Below are 18,590 nucleotides of genomic sequence, written 5' to 3'. Positions count from 1 at the left end.
ATATGTAACATTTGCTTTGTTGTTTTTGTTTTCAATCCTTATAGTGTTTATAGCAGTGATGTGTCGCAATTTGATATTACGCAGATTCGTTCAACTTTAGCAAAGCTTTTTGGCTGGTTTTTGTTGTTTTCATTTGTGTTTATTTATTTTATAAGTTTTGTTTATAAAACGAGGCTATTTAAAGTTTGTGTATGGGCACTATGTGTGCTTATGTTTATGGCTACATGTTATAGTGCGATCTTTGTGCGTGATTGTGAGTTTAACACTTATGGCTTACTTGATAATTTTGTTTTTCAAGGTGGTGTATCCGTTTATAATCCTAAAAATAAATATTTTGATATCATTTTTGGCTTATGCTCTATGGTTGTTGTATTTGTGCTTATTTATAAGCGTTTTTTTATTCACTTTGCGTTTGTATGCGGTGTAGTTTTTGTTAGCTTTGCCTTGCGTGATGCTATAAAAATTTTATCTGTTGATATTTCACAAAAAGTATATGATAATGTCTTGCCACCTTATAATGATAAGCTTTTATCTTTTTCACAAGATTCTAATATTTTGGTTTTAGTGCTTGATGCTTTTACCGGTTCGCATTTAGATATAATCCTGCAGCAGGAGGATTTGCGTGAAAAATTAAGTGGTTTTACATACTATAACAATACACTTGCAACTTCCAACAATACACAATTTAATACTCCAGCATTAATGGGAGGGGAAAAATATACGAGCCTATCGCTTTATAATCAAGGTGTGAGAAACGCACAAGATTCATATGATGAAGCATTTTTTATTTTGCCAGAAAAACTATTGCAAAAGGGATATAAGGTTGCGGTGTATGATACAGTGCCGGTTTTGCCTACAACATTTGAATCTTATTTTGGTGATACGGTATTGGTAGCAAATCAAGATAAACAGAGTTACATAGGAAGTTTTATCCATCATTATAATTTGGGTGATTTTATTCAAACACAATTTGATGAGATTAGAAAAAAACAAGATTCTGTTGCCATACTCTTTGCCATTGGTCTTTTTAAGGCTGCACCTTATACGATGAGAGTTAGGATTTATGGTGATGGCCAGTGGCTTTTTGCGAAGAAAAATTTATCTGATGAGTTGGCGACACAGCTTAGATATGTCTCGGATGTAGCAATGTTTCCATTTGTTTCCAATACAAATTCACAAAGAAAAACTTTTAAATATATCAAGTCAATGATTACGCATTATCCTTGGCAATTAGATTTAGAAAATCAATGTGCTCCTAATGTTTTTGCACAAAGCTCCTTGCCAGAATTATATCAGGCATTTATGCCCAAAGAATATCGTAATGGATACAATGATAAGCATTACAACAATGAATATTGTGCGATAAAGTTTGTCCTTGATTGGTTAGATTGGTTTAGAGAGAATGATATTTATGATAAAAGTGCTATTGTGATTGTGAGCGATCATGGTCATTATGATAGTTTTTCACAGATTCAAAACAATAATTTTGAACAGCTTGGCACCCAATCAGATGCACTTTTGCTTGTAAAGCCCTTTGGTGCAAAGGGCAAATTAAGAATTGATAGTGGTTTAAAAAGCAATGCCGATGTTTATACAATGGTGTGTAAATTTGCAGCTCTTAATTGTGATAATATGGCAGATATACACGCAACAAACCGCATTTTATATCATACAAATTCCCCGTTTACCGAACACTTAGAAATAGATCGTGCCTATCGTGTGAGAGAAAATATTTTTGAATCACATAATTGGGAGGATATAAGTCAGGAGATTAAAGATTTAAAGCAAAACCTTTGACATTTGATTATATTTTTAGAGATTTCAAAGAAAAATTTGCAATACGCCAAGGTTTAGAGAATCTAAGTTTAATCTAACTTTGAGCCTAGCTCTCAATCCGCTTTATCTCATCTTTTAAAAAGTTTTTCCATTGCGTTGGTGTCAGGGCTTTTGCTGTGATGAAAATATCTTTATCACCCCTGCCTGACACATTTGCAATGATTTTTTTGCCTTTATTCTCTTTGCATACTTTAAGTAATGCAGCAAGGGCGTGGCTAGACTCTAAAGCTGGGATAATGCCCTCATTTTTAGCAAAAAATGCTAATGCTTCTAGTGCTTCATCATCTGTGGCGGAAGTAAAATGCAAACGATTGGCTTTAAATTATAAAATCCTTAAATTTGACTTACTAAAATGGATTTGCCATCAATAAACTTATTAATCCATTATTTGTAATTTAAAATAAGAAGACTCAAATGCATATTTTTAAGTCTCACTACAGGTAAAAATACACATTTTTCTGTTGGAAATAGATTGTAAGTTAGCATTACGCTCAATGTTGTGTTTTTTAACATGGTGTCAACCCTTATAGTTTTATTTGTATTTTTTTAAGGTTGCTGTTGTGCCTGTGTCTTCTGTCATTGCTCAAGGCGTAAGTTGGTAATTATAATGCTGTTGTTGCATAACTTCCTTTGAGTAAGACTGAATGGGAATATTCCTAGCTTTGTGTGTCAAAGCATCTTGGTGCACAATTTGGTATTAATATTATTTTATTTAAGATGAAGATTCTGGGTTGATGGCATTGAATTGAGGGGATATATGAAGCGTAGAGCTTGAATGTGGAGATTTAATTATAACTGTGGGGCTGTTTGATTTGGGGTTTAAGGGTGCTGCTTATTTGCACTTTTAAGATTTGCAAATAAGCTTTACAAAGGCGAGTAAATCTCATTGCCAATGCTTTTATACCGCTCCCAATAAAAGTCAGCAAAAGCTCTAACTTGCGGATTTGTAGCGTGATAGCCATTGCGATTGATAAAGCGTTCAAGCCACGCATTTGCTGGGAGCTTTTGTATGTAATGCTTAGCCAAAGATGTGTAGGTGTGCTGATACCACTTTATCAGCCTAGCATAATGCTCTTTGTGAATCTGCAAACGCGGTGTTTGTGCTTTATCAAAGCTTAACACCCCGCTTTCAAATAATCCGCTTAAATGCAATAGTCCCTCACAATAATACGCCCGAACTTCCAAGCTCTCCCTCCACGCCATAAGCCCAACACAACGCTTAATGTGATCTTCAAGCAAAGATTCTAAAATTTTATCCATTCCACCCAAGCTTGTTTCATAAGCAAGAATCTCTTTCAAATCTTTGCAATCCGCAGAATCTTGCCCCATATTTTTTGCTTTCTCATAGTGTAAAAACCACGCCACAAGCCCACCGCAAGTAGCCTTAAATTCTTCTATATTTTTAAACTCTCCATCAATATTCATAAGCCCCTCACTCTGCCAATCCACCCACAGAATATGCCCAAACTCGTGTCCATTCGTGCTAATGTCATACACAAAGTGCCAAAGCCTTTCATTATGAAATAAAATCTCACGCCACTTCTCCAAAAGCTCCACCCCGAAAAATTCTACATTAATTTTCATCTGCGGTTTGGCTTTAGCTTGATTGATGATTCTATCTGGGAAAGCAAAGATCTTTTTGCCCTTTTGACTGGAGATTGTCTCATCATTTGGCACCACTTGTGCGGAAAATAGTCCATTATTCTCCGCTCCATAATACAAAAGCGGCATTGAGTTATACAAGCTTGTTTGCTTAAACGCACAAGTAATGGCATTATAAAGCGTAGAATCTAGCTCTAATTCTTGACTTAATGTTTGAAACATTGCTCCCACAAGATTTTTAGCATAGCTTTTTGTTTCATTCTTTTTATTTTCTAGGCGTAAGTCCCATTCTGGTGCGACACTATGGCGATAAATATCTTCATAATACTCAAAAGGGTGGGCGATTTGCAAGGGCGTTTTGATAGCCATCCACGCTAAATCCACTTCCTGCCATTGCTTGATGAGATTTTTGCTTTCACTCTCTCCCCACGCCTTGATAAGTGTCTTCAAATAGGCAATATAAGCATCTTTTGCGTGATATATAGAATCTTCTAGCAAACTAAGATTTTCAATACTTTGCTTCAAAGATTTAATAATACACTCCACTTCCTGTGGGAATGCCTTGATATAAGGCTGTGAGATAAACTTTGTGCCAACTTGCAATGGGATAGAGTAGCACCGCCCGATATATACGCCATTTTCATTTCTATCAAGGCTAGATTCTAGAATCTGCCTTGTCTCTTGTGTGCTTTTGTGGGAGTCTGCGGTGTTGGCTTGGTCATTTGCATTGAGCAAACTCCCTTCACCCCCACCTCTACAGCCCAAAAAATCATCACAAGATACTTCTGTAGAATCTAGGTTTGTGAGAGATTCTACGAAGCTATATGTCTTCTCAAAGTCTCGGTTTATCCCATCAATCAGTCGTTTTTGCCACGATACAAAAAAGCCATTCATCGCAAGTCCAACGCGATGTGTACTAGCTAGAATCTCCCTATAAAATGCACTTAAAAGCCCCTTTTGCTCTATACTTTGCAAAAGGCTTTCAAACTGCCCTTGGTAGAATCTCATCACAAAATCAAGGAGCATATATCGTGCTTTGTCAATCTCATATTCTTTGTTTTCACTCTCCACATATTGCGTTTGTAAAATCTGCACGACTTTATCTTCTCGCAGATTTACTATACGCTCACACAACGCCATAAGGGTTGATTGACTAGGTTCAAGGTTGCATTGCTTACTTAAATCACATAAAATCTTGTGTTTGGGTGAATCCTGCTGTGTTATAGCGTCAAAAAATGTATAAATCTCCCTGCTTTGAATCTGGCTTAGCTCATAAATCTGTGTAAGCTCATTTTCAAATACTGCTTTTGATTTTTCCATAATATCTCCTTAGTTTTTGCTTGTGTGTCTTAAGATAAATTAGCAAAACTTTGCCATAATATCGCTGAATAAATGTTAAGCAAGGGCTTATGAATTTAAGGGGAGCTTATGGATTCTCGTTTTGAACGCATTATTAGACAAAATCAGCTTAAAACCTATGCTGTTTTATGCGTGTATATTGCCATTTTTGTTTTTATCGGGCTGTTGGCGGATATTATTCGGCTAAATAGCGAGAGTTTGCAGGAGGGATTCTATCTCTTACTCACATTACAGGAATTCCCCCTTATCGCTTTTATAATGGGCGTTGTGGCATTTGGCGTGATAATGTATAGTGTGGGGCAGTTTTCACGCATTATGCTAAGTGGCAATGAGTATAAACGCATAAATCCAAATCTCGTGCTTTCCCGCAGAGAATCCACACTCTATGGTGTTTTTAGCGATTTGCTTAAAAGTGCAAATTGCCCTTTTGAACCAGCGTTATATATCATAGAAGCCCCATATATGAATGCCTTTGCAAGTGGGTGGAATGAAAAAAACTCTATGATTGCTATTACTTCCACACTTTTAGAGCGACTAAAAGAAGATGAGCTAAAAGCTGTCATCGCCCACGAGCTAAGCCATATACGGCACGGCGATGTAAGGCTTACAATGTGTGTGGGGATTTTAAGCAATATTATGCTTTTGGGTGTGAATATCTTTGCCTTTTATTTTAGTGGTTCAAATTCTCAAGGGGCGCGTGTGGCTAGGAATATCCTGCTTGTGTTGCAGTTTATTTTGCCTTTGCTTACAATGGTGCTAAGTCTTTTTATCTCTCGCAACCGCGAGTATATGGCAGATTCTGGTGCGGCGTATTTGATGAGAGATAGTGAGCCGATGATTAGGGCGTTACAAAAGATTAGCCAAGATTATTCTCAAAACACTTACACCGAGCCGAATCCTACTCGTGCAAGTGCGTATCTTTTTGATACGAGTGAGATTTTAAGCACACATCCTAGCATACAAAATCGTATAAAGTCTTTACTAGGACAAAGATTTTGAGTAGGCATTCAGCCTACAATTCGTCTTTGGGTAATCCTAGTAGCGATTTTATGGATTTTAGGGGAACCGCAGACTCTATGTCTAGCTCCCCCCCCCCCTAAAATCCATAAAAAGCCCCACTAGCAATACCGCAAATACTAGAATTGTGGATTCTAAAAGCCTAGAATCTCAAGTCGATTCCACAATGGCAGAATCTCGCCCCTCTCGTGGTGCGAAAACAAAGCTAACTTACGCTTAAAGTATATCTTTAAGCGTGTAAAATTAAATCGCGTGAAACGCAAACCTATAAAAGCGTTGTAGGGTGGGGGATTTTTAAGGGGGAGGGAGCGACTTCGCAATTTAAGCCCCTCCCCCTTTTAAAAAAAAACAGAAAAACAGAAACTAGCGTTCAAAACCACTTTTTGTGAAAAGAAAAAAAGCAAAAACACTCTCTTACAACATAAAGATACTTCGCTTTTTTTAAAGGTTCAATACGACAAAAACGCAAAATCTCAAACAAAGCTTACGCTTCAGTATGATAAAAGCTTAGAATCTTGGGTAAAATCTTATTATCAAAATTTACAAAGGAGTGTCTATGAAAACACCACAAGATAAAGCCCTAGAGCAAAGCTCAAAGGCATTTTTTGAATCTTTATGCGCGTTTGTGGGGGAAGATTCTAAACGAGAGGGGTTAGAAGCTACACCAAAGCGTATTGCTACAAGCTTTGCAGAAATGCTAGATGGCTACGCTCAAAGCCCAAAAGTTGCCTTAGGCAGTGTCTTTGAAGATGGCGTGTGTGATGAAATGATAGTGCTTAAAAAACTGCCCTTTTATTCTATGTGCGAACATCATCTTTTACCTTTTTTTGGCTTTATATCTATTGGCTACATTCCAGATTCTAAACTCGTGGGGATTAGTGGCTTGGCACGATTAGCGGAAGTTTTTACACATCGTTTGCAGATTCAAGAGCAGCTTACAGCGCAAATTGCCAATGCACTGATGAGTGAGCTAAGCCCTAAGGGTGTAATGGTCGTATGTGAAGCAAGACATCTATGCCTTGAAATGCGAGGGAAGCAAAGGCAGTCGCATATCATCACTTCTGCGTTGCGTGGGCTATTTAAGAAAGACTCTAAAACTCGTGCAGAGTTTATGCAACTGCTGAATAATCCTTAAAAACAAGGACAATCTTTAATTTGATATTTTGTGAAATAGTGCTTAGTTTGTGGGGAATCTCCCCATATTTTACATTTAGCCTTGACATTTATACATTTTCTAATGATAATGGCACTAGTTCAATCTTGAACTATAATCTTAAACAACTCGTAATGGAGGTTTTTATGAAAAAGATAGTTGTAAGCAGTGCTTTATCGGCTCTTCTTGTGTTGCCAGCAATGGCTTTTGAAGTGCATAATAACGATGATACAAAGGTTGATATCTATGGATCAATCCGTGGTTATGTAGGCTATGGCGAAAGTGGCAAGGCTGGAGCTGATGCGGGATACCTTATTGGGATTCAAAATAACTCACAATTTGGTGTGAAATTCCAAAAAGATAAGTTTAAAGCTAATGTAGAGTGGGGTGCAGTAGAGCCGGGCGTCGATGGCAATGTTGGCAGCACAGGCTGGAGACAATATTGGGGATCTTATACAACTTCGGCTGGGACAATTCTCTTTGGTAAGACAAATACCCCAACAATTGATAATGGCTTTACAAATGACTTCTTCAACAATGACAATGGCTCAAGTGGCTTTGGTGGTATTGCTACTGGAAGCAGAAAGATTCAGATTCAATATAATGTAGCTGGACTAAGCCTAGCGCTTGTAGAAGATGAAACAGGTGATGGACGAAATGGTGGTGCAGCTCGACCAAATCAAGAATCTCCTCGTATCGCTACAAGCTATACAATCAATGATGACAAAGGCAAACCTATCTTTAAAGCAGCAGCGACTTATAAATACTACAATTCTAACACAATTCAAGGAAATGTGCCTGCTGGGACAAGTGCATATCACGCTTGGATAGGTTATAAACCTACATTTGGTAGCTCATTCCTTTCATTAATGGCAAATTATGGTAAAAATGGGCATCTTTATGGTGAGCAACTCACAAGAATAAGTACAGGTGGTTATCACCATTCTACGCTTGATGTAGCTGGATTAGACGCACAAAGAGCGGGTGCAAGAGTGGAGTTTGGCACAAAGCTTTCTAGTGATATGGGACTTATCATCGGTGCTGGGTATCAGGCGACATTTGGCGGAAAAGGACAAAAAAATGCTCTAAAAACTGCTTCTGAAGCAAAGAAAGATTCAATGATTCATAGTTATTCAGCATTTATTCAGCTTCCTTATAAAGTTAGCTCAAACTTTACTTTTGCTCCACAAGTAAGCTTCTATCAAACAATTGAGGGAACAAGTGGTGCAAGGAGTAATACTACTGCTGGTACCAATACATTTAGCGGTAAAGAAACAGGCGTTATCGCTGCTGCTAGAATCAAGTGGGATTTCTAATCCTTGTTTTGTCTCCTTTAAGAAAGGTGCTTCACAATGTGTCGTTTGTGGCACCTTTTGCTTTTATCATATTTCTTTTGACTTGCTTTACATCTTTAACATTCATATCAAATTTATCACTTCACATTTAACACTTTAATCTTATAATATCGCGTTTCTCATATTTTTATTAGGATTTAGATATGGTATTTGATTTTGGTATTGAGATAAGTGCGGGGTTGGTTGTATTTTTAATAGCTTGTGCTTTTGTAGCGGGATTTGTAGATTCTATTGCTGGGGGTGGGGGAATGATAACTATCCCTGCCTTGCTCTTTGCTGGAATCCCACCGCTTCAAGCTTTGGGGACAAATAAGTTTCAAAGCTGTTTTGGGAGCTTTGGGGCGAGCTTGCATTTTTACAAAAGGGGGCATATTGATTTAAAAGGAAGTGTGGGGTTTGTGTGTGTGGTTTTTCTTAGCTCTATACTTGGGAGTGTGTGTGTGGGGCTTTTTGAGAGTGATTTTCTGCGTAAATGTATCCCATTTTTGCTGATTATCTTTGCGTTTTACTTTCTCTTTTCTCCAAAAATCACGCAAGATTCTAGCAAGGCGATATTGGGAAGTGCAGGGCTAGGCTTTGTGCTAGGGATAATTGGCTTTTATGATGGATTTTTTGGTCCGGGGACTGGCTCATTTTTTATGCTTTCTCTCATTACGCTTGGGGGCTTTTCACTGCTTCAAGCCTTAGCAAATGCTAAACTTTTTAACTTCGCTACAAATCTTGCTTCAATGCTTGTCTTTGCCTTTGGGGGGCATATTTTGTGGATTGTGGGCTTATGTATGGCGTTAGGGCAGTTTGCAGGGGCAAGTCTAGGCTCACGCATAGCTATTGGCTATGGGGTAAAGATTATAAAACCGCTTGTGGTGTGCGTGTCTTTAGCCGCGTGTGTGAATCTATTGTATAAAGAATTTTTCACTTCACTTTGACTTCATTTTAAAAGTATAAACTTCGCCTATCCATTTAAGGATAAACTAACATAAAAGGAGTTTTTATGAAACTTACAAGGACATTGAAAATAGGTGTGTTGGCTGTGGCTTTTGGAAGTCTAGTGTGTGCGAATGCAGCGGATTTTAGCAAGAAAAGTGATAAGGAGCTTATTTCACTCTCTGGCGTAGTTAAGGTTGAAGAGTTTGCTGACTATGAGCTTGAGATAGCAAAGCGAATGAAGGCTAAAAGTGAAAAAGAGGCAAAAGACTTTAGAGAAAAGCTCAAAGCTCAATATGAAAAGGCTACTGAAAATATGAGTGTCAAGGAATATAGAGAGTATAAAAAGGCTACACACGAAGCGATGAAAAAGCGTGTGGAAAATATGAGTGAAAAGGAGCTAAAAGAGAGTGGATTGCCACCGCATAGACATTTTAAAGAGTGCAAAGGCAAAGCTGAATGCAAGGATAAAAAAGCATTGTGAGCCAAAAAAGAAATAAAAAACTTGCCTTGCAATGATAATGAGAGACAACAAGGCCAACTACGCTTAAAGTATATCTTTAAGCGTGTAAAATTGAATTGCACGAAGTGCAAACCTATAAAAGCGTTGTAGGGGGTGAGCGACACGATTGCGAACGATTTATAAGGGGGAATGAGCGGTATATCTGCGAGCCGACTTCGCAATTTAAGCCCCTCCCCCTTATAAAAAATAAAAAACTTAGAATCTTGAAAAGAGATACTTTGCTGTCGCTCAGTATGAAAAAAACAAAGAAAAAGTAAAAGCGCAAAAAGGAAGTAAAAGATGTCGGCAAAGATTTTATTGCTAGAAGATGACTTTGTGCTAAGTGAGATTCTGCTTGAATTTTTAAACGAGCAGGGCTATGATGTGAAGCTTTGTGATAATGCTAAAGATGCGTTAAATTGCGCTTATGAGCAGCATTTTGATTTGTGGATCTTTGATGTGAAAGTGCCTTTGGGTAATGGATTTGATATACTAAAAGAGCTTAGGGAGTGTGGGAAAAACACACCGAGCATTTTTATCACTTCGCTTGATAGGATTGATGATTTACAAAGTGGCTATAAGGCGGGGTGCGATGACTATCTTAAAAAACCCTTTGAGCTTTTGGAGCTACAATATCGTATCCGCACATTGCTGAAACGCTCTTTTTCCCATACGCATACGGAATATGTGAAGCTGCATAATGGTATGAAGTTTGGAATCTTAACGCAACTGCTCTATGATGAGCATAACGCCATTGTGCCTTTGACACAAAAGGAGAGTCTTTTGCTTTTATTGCTTTTACAACACAAGGGGAGCTATGTATCCCAAGAGATGATTTTTGATACTTTGTGGGAATACGAGCAAGAGCCAAGTGAAATGAGTTTGCGTGCGTATGTGAAAAATCTGCGTAAGATTCTGGGTAAAGATAGTATTGTCAATCAACGCGGCAGAGGGTATTGCTATAATGAAAATAACAATGTGGAGTAGGTGTTTTGAGTGAGAATGCAAAGAGTATCATTAAGATTCTAAGTCTATATTTGGGGACAACAGGCATTTTTTTATGCGTGTTTTTTTGGTTTTCTTATGCCAAAGAAGCGCGACATTTGATAGCAAATCAAGTCAGTGATCTGCGTGAGATAAGCCTTGAAGTATATGAGATTTTACATAATAATAAAGATGACTTGCAAGCTGGGCTTACGCAGATTCAAAGTGAGATTAGCACACCGCTTAGAATCTACAATAAAAAAGGTGCGGTTTTGTATGATACATTGAAAGTAAAGCTTAGTCAAAGTGAGATAGAAGAGGGCTTTGCTATGCGTGGGGAATATGTGATTATTGAGCCTTCAATGCACGAAAAGATTCCAAAAGCTCATAAGAGTAAGAAGAATCTTGTATCAAAATACCGCGATAATGCGAGATATAAGATTTTTATACAAGATGCTTCTTTAGAATCTCAAATGTTTGTTTTGCGTCTTAAGATGATAGCGTATTTTTTGCTCTCACTTTTTGTGGTGGGCGTGGTGGCGTATTTTTTGGTTAAGCTTTCATTGAAACCTATGCAGCAAAGGATTAATACTTTGAATGCTTTTATTAAAGATTCTACCCACGAGATAAATACACCTTTAAGCATTATTCTAATGAGTATTGAGACGCTTTCACTTGATAATCTTACCCCCACACAAGCCCAAAAAATAGAGCGGATTAAACTTGCCTCTAAAAGTCTAAGTCATATTTATAGAATCTTAGTGGCGTATAACTTCCCCCATAGTATTAATGATATGCGTGAAAATCTTGCTTTACATACTTTATTACAGGAGCGATTAGAGTATTTCTCGCCATTTTTTGAGCAAAAGGCTTTGTGCGTGGGGGTTCGGGCGGAATCTAGCTATATTTTTGCGAGTGCGGAAAAGATGAGCTGTGTGCTTGATAATCTCCTAAGCAATGCGATTAAGTATAACAAAAAGGGCGGGGAGATTGAGATTGTTTTAGGGCAGGGGAGTTTAAGCATTAGCGATAGTGGCTGTGGTATGACAGATTCTCAAAAGGATAGAATTTTTGAACGATATGTGCGGTGCAATGAGTATCAAGGGGGCTTTGGCATAGGGCTAACATTGGTAAAAAGAATCTGCGATGAGTATGACATAGATATAGAGGTGCAAAGTCAGCAGGGCAGGGGAAGTTGCTTTACTCTTAAATGGCAAAGATAGGAAATAAAACACTTTTTAATGCAAAAAAGTGTAGGATTCTTGCATTCAAGTTAGTAAGGATTGTGTATGCAAGAAACAATTATTATGATTGAAAAAATCGTGCTTTCATCTATTTTTTTCTCGCCTGAAAAGTTTGAAGAGATTGCCGCAGAGCTAAGCCCTAAGGACTTTTTATATCCGGTGCATAGGGATATTTTTGCAATGTGTGAGATTTTGAATAAAGAGAATCTGCCTATTGATAGTGAGTTTATTTTAGCCAAAAAACCTGCAAATAAGAAAATCACGCAAGAAGAGTTACTTGAGATTCTAGCGATTAATCCTATCGCAAATATTGAAGCCTATATTGATGAGATTAAAGAGGCAAGTATCAAGCGTGAAATGCACTCTCTAGCTAATCTTTTGCGTGAAAAATCACTTGATAATAATCAAAGTGTGGAAGAGATTGTTGATGAAGTGAGTAGGAAACTTAGCGATATGAGCTTGGGAAAATCAAATGATGATGTGTATGATGCAGGGCAGGTGGCGAGAGATGTAATGGATCATATCATAGAGCTTAAAAATCGTGAGAATCTTGAGCTAACCGGACTTGACACAGGCTTTAAAAAGCTAAATCGCTTTACAACAGGTTTTAATGAAGGGGATTTAATCATCATAGGTGCGCGTCCGTCTATGGGGAAGACGACTTTTGTGTTAAATCTCGCGCAACATTTTTTAGATAACAATAAGGGTGTAGTGATTTTTAGCCTTGAAATGCCTTATTTGCAGCTGGGTATGAGAATGCTAAGTGCAAAGGCATCAATCCCTTTGCAGAATCTCCGCACAGCAAATCTTAATGATAATGAGATAAGTGAGCTAAGCAGTGTGGTGGATAAACTAGCAAATCAGCCTTTGCAGATTGTAGATGCCTCTTCGCTTAGTATCGCTCAACTTAAAGGGCGACTGCGTAGGCTCAAAAAGCAGAATCCGCAAATAAGTGTGGCGATTATTGATTATTTACAGCTTATGAATGGTGGCAAGGGGGAGATAGGCAAACAAGCGGAAGTCTCTGAAATCTCACGCGGACTTAAGATGTTGGCAAGGGAGCTTTCAATGCCAATCATCGCCCTATCTCAACTTAATCGCCTTGTGGAATCTCGCGATGATAAGCGTCCTATTTTGTCAGATTTGCGAGATTCTGGAGCGATAGAGCAAGATGCTGATGTGATTTTATTTCTTTACCGCGATGATGTGTATGCTAGAAGGGCGGATAAGGAGCGATATGCAAGGCTTAAAAAAGAGGGCAAGGAAAAGGACTTTAAGCCCGAGCATACCGAGCGTGAGATTGAACCGGCAGAGATTATCATCGCTAAAAATCGCAATGGTGAGATAGGTAATGTGGAGATTCAGTTTAATAAAAAATTTACGCGTTTTGAAGATAAGCCTGAAGAATACAGCCACGAGATGACACAAACGCGTATTGATGGTGCAGATTTTTTGCAGAATATGGAGCGAGGCACACCGCCCCAAAGCCCGACAGATTCTAACTTTGATATGCCCAATGTCTTTTAACAAGTGAATAGCAAAACTCACTCTACACATTCTCCCTTGGCAGTGGAGATTTTACATACAAAAAGGGAGATTTTGGCATTTGTGGGGTTGTGTCTAGCTCTTTTTATGGGTAATATGCTTTTAGAATATAACGCATATCGTGCGTATATTACTCCGCAAGATACCCAAGAGATTTACGCTCAAGTCATCGCTCAATACACAAAGCACAAAAATAATTCAAGTTATCAAGTTTTAAAGCTAAAGAGTGATAAGGGCGAGATTTTCTACACAACAAGCAAAGAAGATATAAAAGACTTAACGCATAGATTTGTAAGAATCTATGGCAAAAGGCTAGAATGTAGCTTTGTGGAGTATCTAAAAAGCTGTTTTTTTATCTCTTATCGCATTTCGCTTTTAGCGGATTTGGATTATAGGCTCAATCTTAGGGCGTATATAGAATCTCAACATAATGAGCCGCTTATTGCTTCGCTGTATAAAACGCTATTTTTAGCGGACTTTTTGCCCCATACTTGGCGAGATTTAAGCAATAAATTAGGCATAGCTCATCTTATTGCCATTAGTGGCTTTCACTTGGGAATCTTAAGCCTTGTGCTTGGAGGGCTTATAGGCTTTGTGTATGGGAGATTCCATAGATTTATAAGCTATCGCAACAAATATTTTGATATTGGAATCTTGATGTGTGCGGTGCTATTTTTATATTTGCTTGTGCTTGATTTTACGCCTTCATTTTTAAGAGCGTATGTGATGAGTGTGTGCGGATTTGTAGCTATTTTTAGCGGGATAAATTTGCTAAGCTTTAGGCTACTTTTTGTAGTGGTGGCTTTGTGTTTGGCTTTATTCCCGCGATTAATTTTTTCTGTGGGCTTTGGGCTATCTGTTGGCGGAGTGTTTTTTATCTATCTCTTTGCGAAGTTTAGCAAGATTCAAAAATGGCGTGGGGTTGTGGGTAAGTTTGTGCTACTGCCTTTATGGTTTAATACGCTGATTTTTTTAGATATGCTTGTTTTGGTGCATTGGTTTTTTCCTTATTTTACGCCTTTAAATATACTTAGTATTCCTTTAAGTTTGCTTTTTGTGGTGTTTTTTCCCTGTATGTTTGTGGCTCATATTTTGGGCTTTGGTTGGTTATGTGATAGCTTTTTGCAATGGGCTATGAGTTTAAGGTTAGATTCTATTGAGTTTTTTACACCGACTTGGCTTTTATGTATATTTTTGCTTTTATGTGTTTTGGCTATGCGTTTTAGAATAGCCCATATTGCCTTGCATTGCGTGGGGCTAGGCTTTTTTGGCTTTTTATGTATGCGGTTTATGAATCTAGCTTATGGGCTGTGAGCGTGTAATAGATAGATTTTGCTTTGCCTAGCTTTTTGTGATTAAGGCAGAGGAGCTTATTATGAGCTACGGCTAGAAAAATGCAGTCAAAATAGGCTAAGGGCAACTCATCTAAAAGTGAGATTTGATACTCTTTTTGCACTTCTTGCTTATTTGCCACAGGGTCATACACATCTACTTTTAGCCCAAAAGATTCTAGCTCCTTTTTCACAATGGGGACTTTGGAGTTTCGTATATCAGGGCAGTTTTGCTTAAAGGTAATGCCAAGGATTAAAACTTTTGCGTTTAGAATCTCAATGCCATTTTGAATAAGTAGCTTGATGATTTTCTGTGCGATAAAATGTGGCATAGTATCATTAATGAGCCGCCCAGAGCTAATCACTTGCGGGTGATAGCCGATACTATGAAGCTTATGCGTGAGATAATAAGGATCTACACTTATGCAATGCCCCCCAACAAGCCCGGGTGTGAAAGGCAGGAAGTTCCACTTTGTCTTTGCCGCTTCAAGCACTTCTAGGGCGTCAATCTGCAAGGCATCGCAAATCATATACATTTCATTGATAAAGGCGATGTTTAAATCGCGTTGAGCGTTTTCTATGATTTTTGTCATTTCAGCAGTTTTGATTGATGAGACGCAAAAAGTCCCGGCTGTGATGATTGAGCTATATAGGCTATCAATGAAGTGTGCTACTTGCTTTGTGCTACCGGAAGTGATTTTTTGAATCTGTGTGAGTGTGTGGGAGCTATCGCTTGGGTTAATGCGTTCAGGCGAGTAGCCAAGGTGAAAGTCAGTGTTGAAAGTGAGATTTGAGCTTTTTTCTAAGGCGTTTTTGCATTCATTTTCCGTGCAGGTGGGGTAAGTGGTAGATTCATAAATCACGATATTACCTTTTTGTAAAATCTTACCTACAAGCTCACTTGCGTGAATTAGGGCGGAGAGATCTGGTGTTTTATTTTCTGTGATGGGTGTAGGCACACAGATAATATAAATATTTGCGTGTGCGATGTGTGAGAGATTATGCGTGAAGCTAAGATTTGGGGAGTTTTGCAGCTCTTGTTTGCTTACTTGCTGTGTGCTATCAAAGCTAGATTTTAGCTCATCAATCCGCTGTGGATTTATATCAAAGCCAATGGTGGGATAGATTTTGCTAAAAGCCACAGACAAGGGCAAACCAACATAGCCTAATCCGATGATAGCGATATGTGCATTTTGAAGCGTGGGAATAGGCATTTCATACCTTTAAGATTCTATTGTCATCAAGGCGATAAGCGGTGTTATCATAACTATCATAGGCTAGATTTTCTTCATTAAATGTAAGCCTATTTCCTGCCTTATCTACCCAAGCGATTTGCCTTGCAGGATTCCCCACACACAAGGCAAAGTCCGGCACATTTTTTGTTACCACACTTCCTGCACCAATGAGTGCATACTCGCCAATCTCCACACCGCAGATGATTGTCGCATTTGCCCCAATGGAAGCTCCGTTTTTGATAAGGGTAGGGCGGAAGCTATCTTTACGCGAGATAAAAGCTCTGGGGTTAATGACATTTGTAAAAACTACACTTGGTCCCAAGAACACATCATCGCAGATTCTTACCCCCTGATATATGCTGATATTATTTTGTGCCTTGAGATTATCGCCAATGATGACATTTTTGCCTACCATACAATTTTGCCCTAAAGAGCAGTTTTTACCTATAATGCTCCCACTTAGAATATGGCAAAAATGCCAAATCTTACTGCCCTCACCGATGATGACATTTTCATCAATAATGCTACTTTCGTGGATAAAAACCGCCATTTAAAGCCTTTTGTTTAAGGGGTGATAATCGCCCTGTAATCCAATGGGCGTGGCATTTCTAATATGATAAGTAAGCTCAATAGCCTTTCTTGAATCTTCGCAGCTAAAGCCTTCATTATTTAAAATCTTCGTATAACTTAGCGTGTGTAAATCATTAAACCCATCGCTAAAGGCAAACTCTTCGCCTTGTAAAGACAAGGAGCGATACACTCTTTTATTTTGCTCTCTTATATGCTGGGGCAAGAGATTTTCATCAATGGAGAGAAACCACCTAACCCTTGCCTTTTTTAATATTAAGATTCCACTCACGCTTGAAGCAGAGCGATAATGCACAATGCTTTGCTCTATATCGCCAAAAATCCAAATCAGCATATCAAAAAAATGCACCCCAATATTAGTCGCAACCCCACCACTCTTACTTTCATCTCCCTTCCACGAGTGAAAATACCACTTGCCCCTAGCGGTAATATAGCTTAAATCAATATCAAACACAGAATCTTTGCTTGATTGCTCTATGCGTGTTTTAAGTGAGAGAATGCTTGGGTGCAAACGGAGTTGCAAAATGCTGTAAATGTGTTTGTTTGCTTCGTTTTGAGCCAATAAGAGTGCGTCTAGATTCCAAGGATTAAGTACAAGGGGCTTTTCACAAATCGCTGAAGCACCATTCCGCAAAGCAAGGCGGATATGCGTATCGTGCAGATGATTTGGAGAGCAGATACTAAGATAATCAAGCGGTGTGCTAGTGCGTTTGAGTTTGTCAAGGTGGCGTTCAAAGCGTTCGGATTCTGTAAAAAAATCAGTCTGTGGGAAATAGCTATCTAAGATTCCCACAGAATCGTGTTTGTCAATCGCACAAAGAAGCGTGCCATTATTTTGCTTAATGGCTTGAAGATGTCTAGGAGCGACAAAGCCACCCACACCGACTAATCCAAAGGTTTTACTAGGCGTTTGGCTCATAAATTATTTAGTATTATTTGTGTTATTTAACTTCAAAATGCACCGGATCAGCTACAAGGCTTTTGAAATTTGGCAAATCTCTAGCCGCTTCTGTGCGTGAATTATATGGACCGATGAGATATTTTGTCGTTTGTTGTCCATTGCTTGATGTCCCTGCATATACGCGGTAGCTGTAATTGCCTATTTTCTTTAAAAACTCTTCACTTGGTTTGTTGGCAAAAGAGCCTACTTGCACATAAAAGCCTTTTGTGGCGACTTGCCCATTTTTTGAGCGATCCATAGGGGAGGTGGCGACACCTTCAAAAGCATTGGCAACGCTATTTGTAGGCGTAGCTGTTTGGGTAGGCTGTGGCTTTGGTGTTTGAGTTTGAGTAGGTGCTGGAGCGGATTTGGCTGACTCTGGCTTTTTAGTTGTGTTTGTAGAAGTTGTGTTACTTGTTGTTTGAGCTGGTTTAGACGGCTCCGGTTTTTTGGTTGATGTTGTGTTGTTTGGCAATACAGGTTTATTTTGGCTTGTTTGCTGCGTAGGCTTAGGCTGGGTGGTTTGTTGCGTAGGTTTGGGTTGGTTTTGTATAGGTGTTGTTAGTGGTGGAGTGCTGGGAGCAGTGGGCTGCTGTGTTGTGTTTTGCGCCACTTGATTATTTGAATCGCCATTGCGGTTGCGAATATCATCAAGAATCTGCTGAAACCTATCATCACTACCTGTATTATTGTCAATAGGCACATTTACAAAACCACCATTTTGTGGCTCTTGGATAGGGGTAGATCCCATTGAGGTCAAGCCGTTGTTGTCTGCTATGTTTTTTTCACTAAGATCCTCTTCATCGCGGGTGATAACAAAAATCACCGCAATTAAAATACATAAAATGATGATAGCTACTCCCACCATCATCATAAGCTTTTTGGTGCGATTTTGTTGTTGCAAATCATCATCATTGATTAAAATATCATTTAATTCTCGTTTTGTTTCCATTTTTTTCTCCTTAGTTTAGGGTT

17 protein-coding genes and 1 pseudogene are annotated in these 18,590 nt (G+C 38.6%); 11 read left to right on the top strand and 7 right to left on the bottom strand.

The annotated features are described in order from the left end of the window. Window positions 1–60: 60 nt before the first annotated feature. Complete coding sequence (locus HCCG_RS07100) at window positions 61–1,797, top strand: alkaline phosphatase family protein (protein WP_015453518.1); 1,737 nt, start codon at window positions 61–63, stop codon at window positions 1,795–1,797. 85 nt (window positions 1,798–1,882) lie between these two features. On the opposite strand, the pseudogene HCCG_RS07095 reads toward HCCG_RS07100, so the two are convergent. Beyond that, window positions 1,883–2,158, bottom strand: a pseudogene (locus HCCG_RS07095) (tryptophan synthase subunit beta); the annotation flags it as partial. Window positions 2,159–2,700: 542 nt separating this feature from the next. Then, complete coding sequence (ciaB, locus tag HCCG_RS07090; protein ID WP_002956793.1) at window positions 2,701–4,758, bottom strand: invasion protein CiaB; 2,058 nt, start codon at window positions 4,756–4,758, stop codon at window positions 2,701–2,703. Between the two features lie 108 nt (window positions 4,759–4,866). On the opposite strand from ciaB, the gene htpX reads away from it, so the two are divergent. Next, window positions 4,867–5,796, top strand: coding sequence for a zinc metalloprotease HtpX (htpX, locus tag HCCG_RS07085; protein WP_002956792.1), 930 nt, complete (start codon window positions 4,867–4,869; stop codon window positions 5,794–5,796). Window positions 5,797–5,948: 152 nt separating this feature from the next. Here htpX and HCCG_RS12195 read toward each other — a convergent pair whose 3' ends face one another. Then, complete coding sequence (locus tag HCCG_RS12195) at window positions 5,949–6,134, bottom strand: hypothetical protein (RefSeq protein WP_165815911.1); 186 nt, start codon at window positions 6,132–6,134, stop codon at window positions 5,949–5,951. 236 nt (window positions 6,135–6,370) lie between these two features. On the opposite strand from HCCG_RS12195, the gene folE reads away from it, so the two are divergent. From folE to HCCG_RS07045, 9 genes are all read left to right on the top strand, one after another. Beyond that, entirely contained in the window at window positions 6,371–6,949 is a 579-nt protein-coding gene (gene folE, locus HCCG_RS07080; RefSeq protein WP_015453517.1) for a GTP cyclohydrolase I FolE, read from the top strand. Window positions 6,950–7,113: 164 nt separating this feature from the next. Beyond that, complete coding sequence (locus HCCG_RS07075) at window positions 7,114–8,283, top strand: porin family protein (protein ID WP_002956789.1); 1,170 nt, start codon at window positions 7,114–7,116, stop codon at window positions 8,281–8,283. Between the two features lie 182 nt (window positions 8,284–8,465). Continuing rightward, complete coding sequence (locus HCCG_RS07070) at window positions 8,466–9,248, top strand: TSUP family transporter (protein ID WP_034548254.1); 783 nt, start codon at window positions 8,466–8,468, stop codon at window positions 9,246–9,248. Between the two features lie 65 nt (window positions 9,249–9,313). Then, window positions 9,314–9,730: a DUF1104 domain-containing protein gene (locus HCCG_RS07065; protein ID WP_002956787.1), complete on the top strand. Its 417-nt coding sequence runs from the start codon at window positions 9,314–9,316 to the stop codon at window positions 9,728–9,730. 95 nt (window positions 9,731–9,825) lie between these two features. After that, complete coding sequence (locus HCCG_RS11980) at window positions 9,826–10,026, top strand: hypothetical protein (protein ID WP_133246276.1); 201 nt, start codon at window positions 9,826–9,828, stop codon at window positions 10,024–10,026. 22 nt (window positions 10,027–10,048) lie between these two features. Continuing rightward, the gene (locus HCCG_RS07060) at window positions 10,049–10,735 is read left to right on the top strand and encodes a response regulator transcription factor (RefSeq protein ID WP_002956786.1); all 687 of its coding nucleotides are present in this window, start codon (window positions 10,049–10,051) and stop codon (window positions 10,733–10,735) included. Window positions 10,736–10,740: 5 nt separating this feature from the next. Continuing rightward, a complete protein-coding gene (locus HCCG_RS07055) occupies window positions 10,741–11,955 on the top strand; it encodes a sensor histidine kinase (protein WP_002956785.1) in 1,215 nt (404 codons plus the stop codon). 66 nt (window positions 11,956–12,021) lie between these two features. Continuing rightward, window positions 12,022–13,503, top strand: coding sequence for a replicative DNA helicase (locus HCCG_RS07050; RefSeq protein WP_002956784.1), 1,482 nt, complete (start codon window positions 12,022–12,024; stop codon window positions 13,501–13,503). 3 nt (window positions 13,504–13,506) lie between these two features. Then, entirely contained in the window at window positions 13,507–14,835 is a 1,329-nt protein-coding gene (locus HCCG_RS07045; protein WP_002956783.1) for a ComEC/Rec2 family competence protein, read from the top strand. Here HCCG_RS07045 and HCCG_RS07040 read toward each other — a convergent pair. From HCCG_RS07040 to HCCG_RS07025, 4 genes are read right to left on the bottom strand one after another with little or no spacing between them, the layout of a single operon-like run. After that, a complete protein-coding gene (locus HCCG_RS07040) occupies window positions 14,810–16,066 on the bottom strand; it encodes a nucleotide sugar dehydrogenase (protein ID WP_002956782.1) in 1,257 nt (418 codons plus the stop codon). The two genes, HCCG_RS07045 and HCCG_RS07040, sit on opposite strands and share 26 nt — an antisense overlap. A 1-nt stretch (window position 16,067) precedes the next feature. Further along, window positions 16,068–16,637, bottom strand: a complete 570-nt coding sequence (locus HCCG_RS07035) for an acyltransferase (RefSeq protein ID WP_002956780.1) — start codon at window positions 16,635–16,637, stop codon at window positions 16,068–16,070. Beyond that, the gene (locus tag HCCG_RS07030; RefSeq protein ID WP_002956778.1) at window positions 16,638–17,594 is read right to left on the bottom strand and encodes a Gfo/Idh/MocA family oxidoreductase; all 957 of its coding nucleotides are present in this window, start codon (window positions 17,592–17,594) and stop codon (window positions 16,638–16,640) included. A gap of 22 nt (window positions 17,595–17,616) precedes the next feature. After that, window positions 17,617–18,567, bottom strand: a complete 951-nt coding sequence (locus HCCG_RS07025) for an SPOR domain-containing protein (protein WP_034548247.1) — start codon at window positions 18,565–18,567, stop codon at window positions 17,617–17,619. Window positions 18,568–18,590: the final 23 nt, after the last annotated feature.

Source organism: Helicobacter cinaedi CCUG 18818 = ATCC BAA-847 (genome assembly GCF_000155475.1).
In the GTDB taxonomy this organism is placed as follows: Bacteria; Campylobacterota; Campylobacteria; order Campylobacterales; family Helicobacteraceae; genus Helicobacter_C; species Helicobacter_C cinaedi.
Note: the sequence above shows the minus strand (reverse complement) of the source record. Positions and strands in the feature narration are given on the sequence as shown.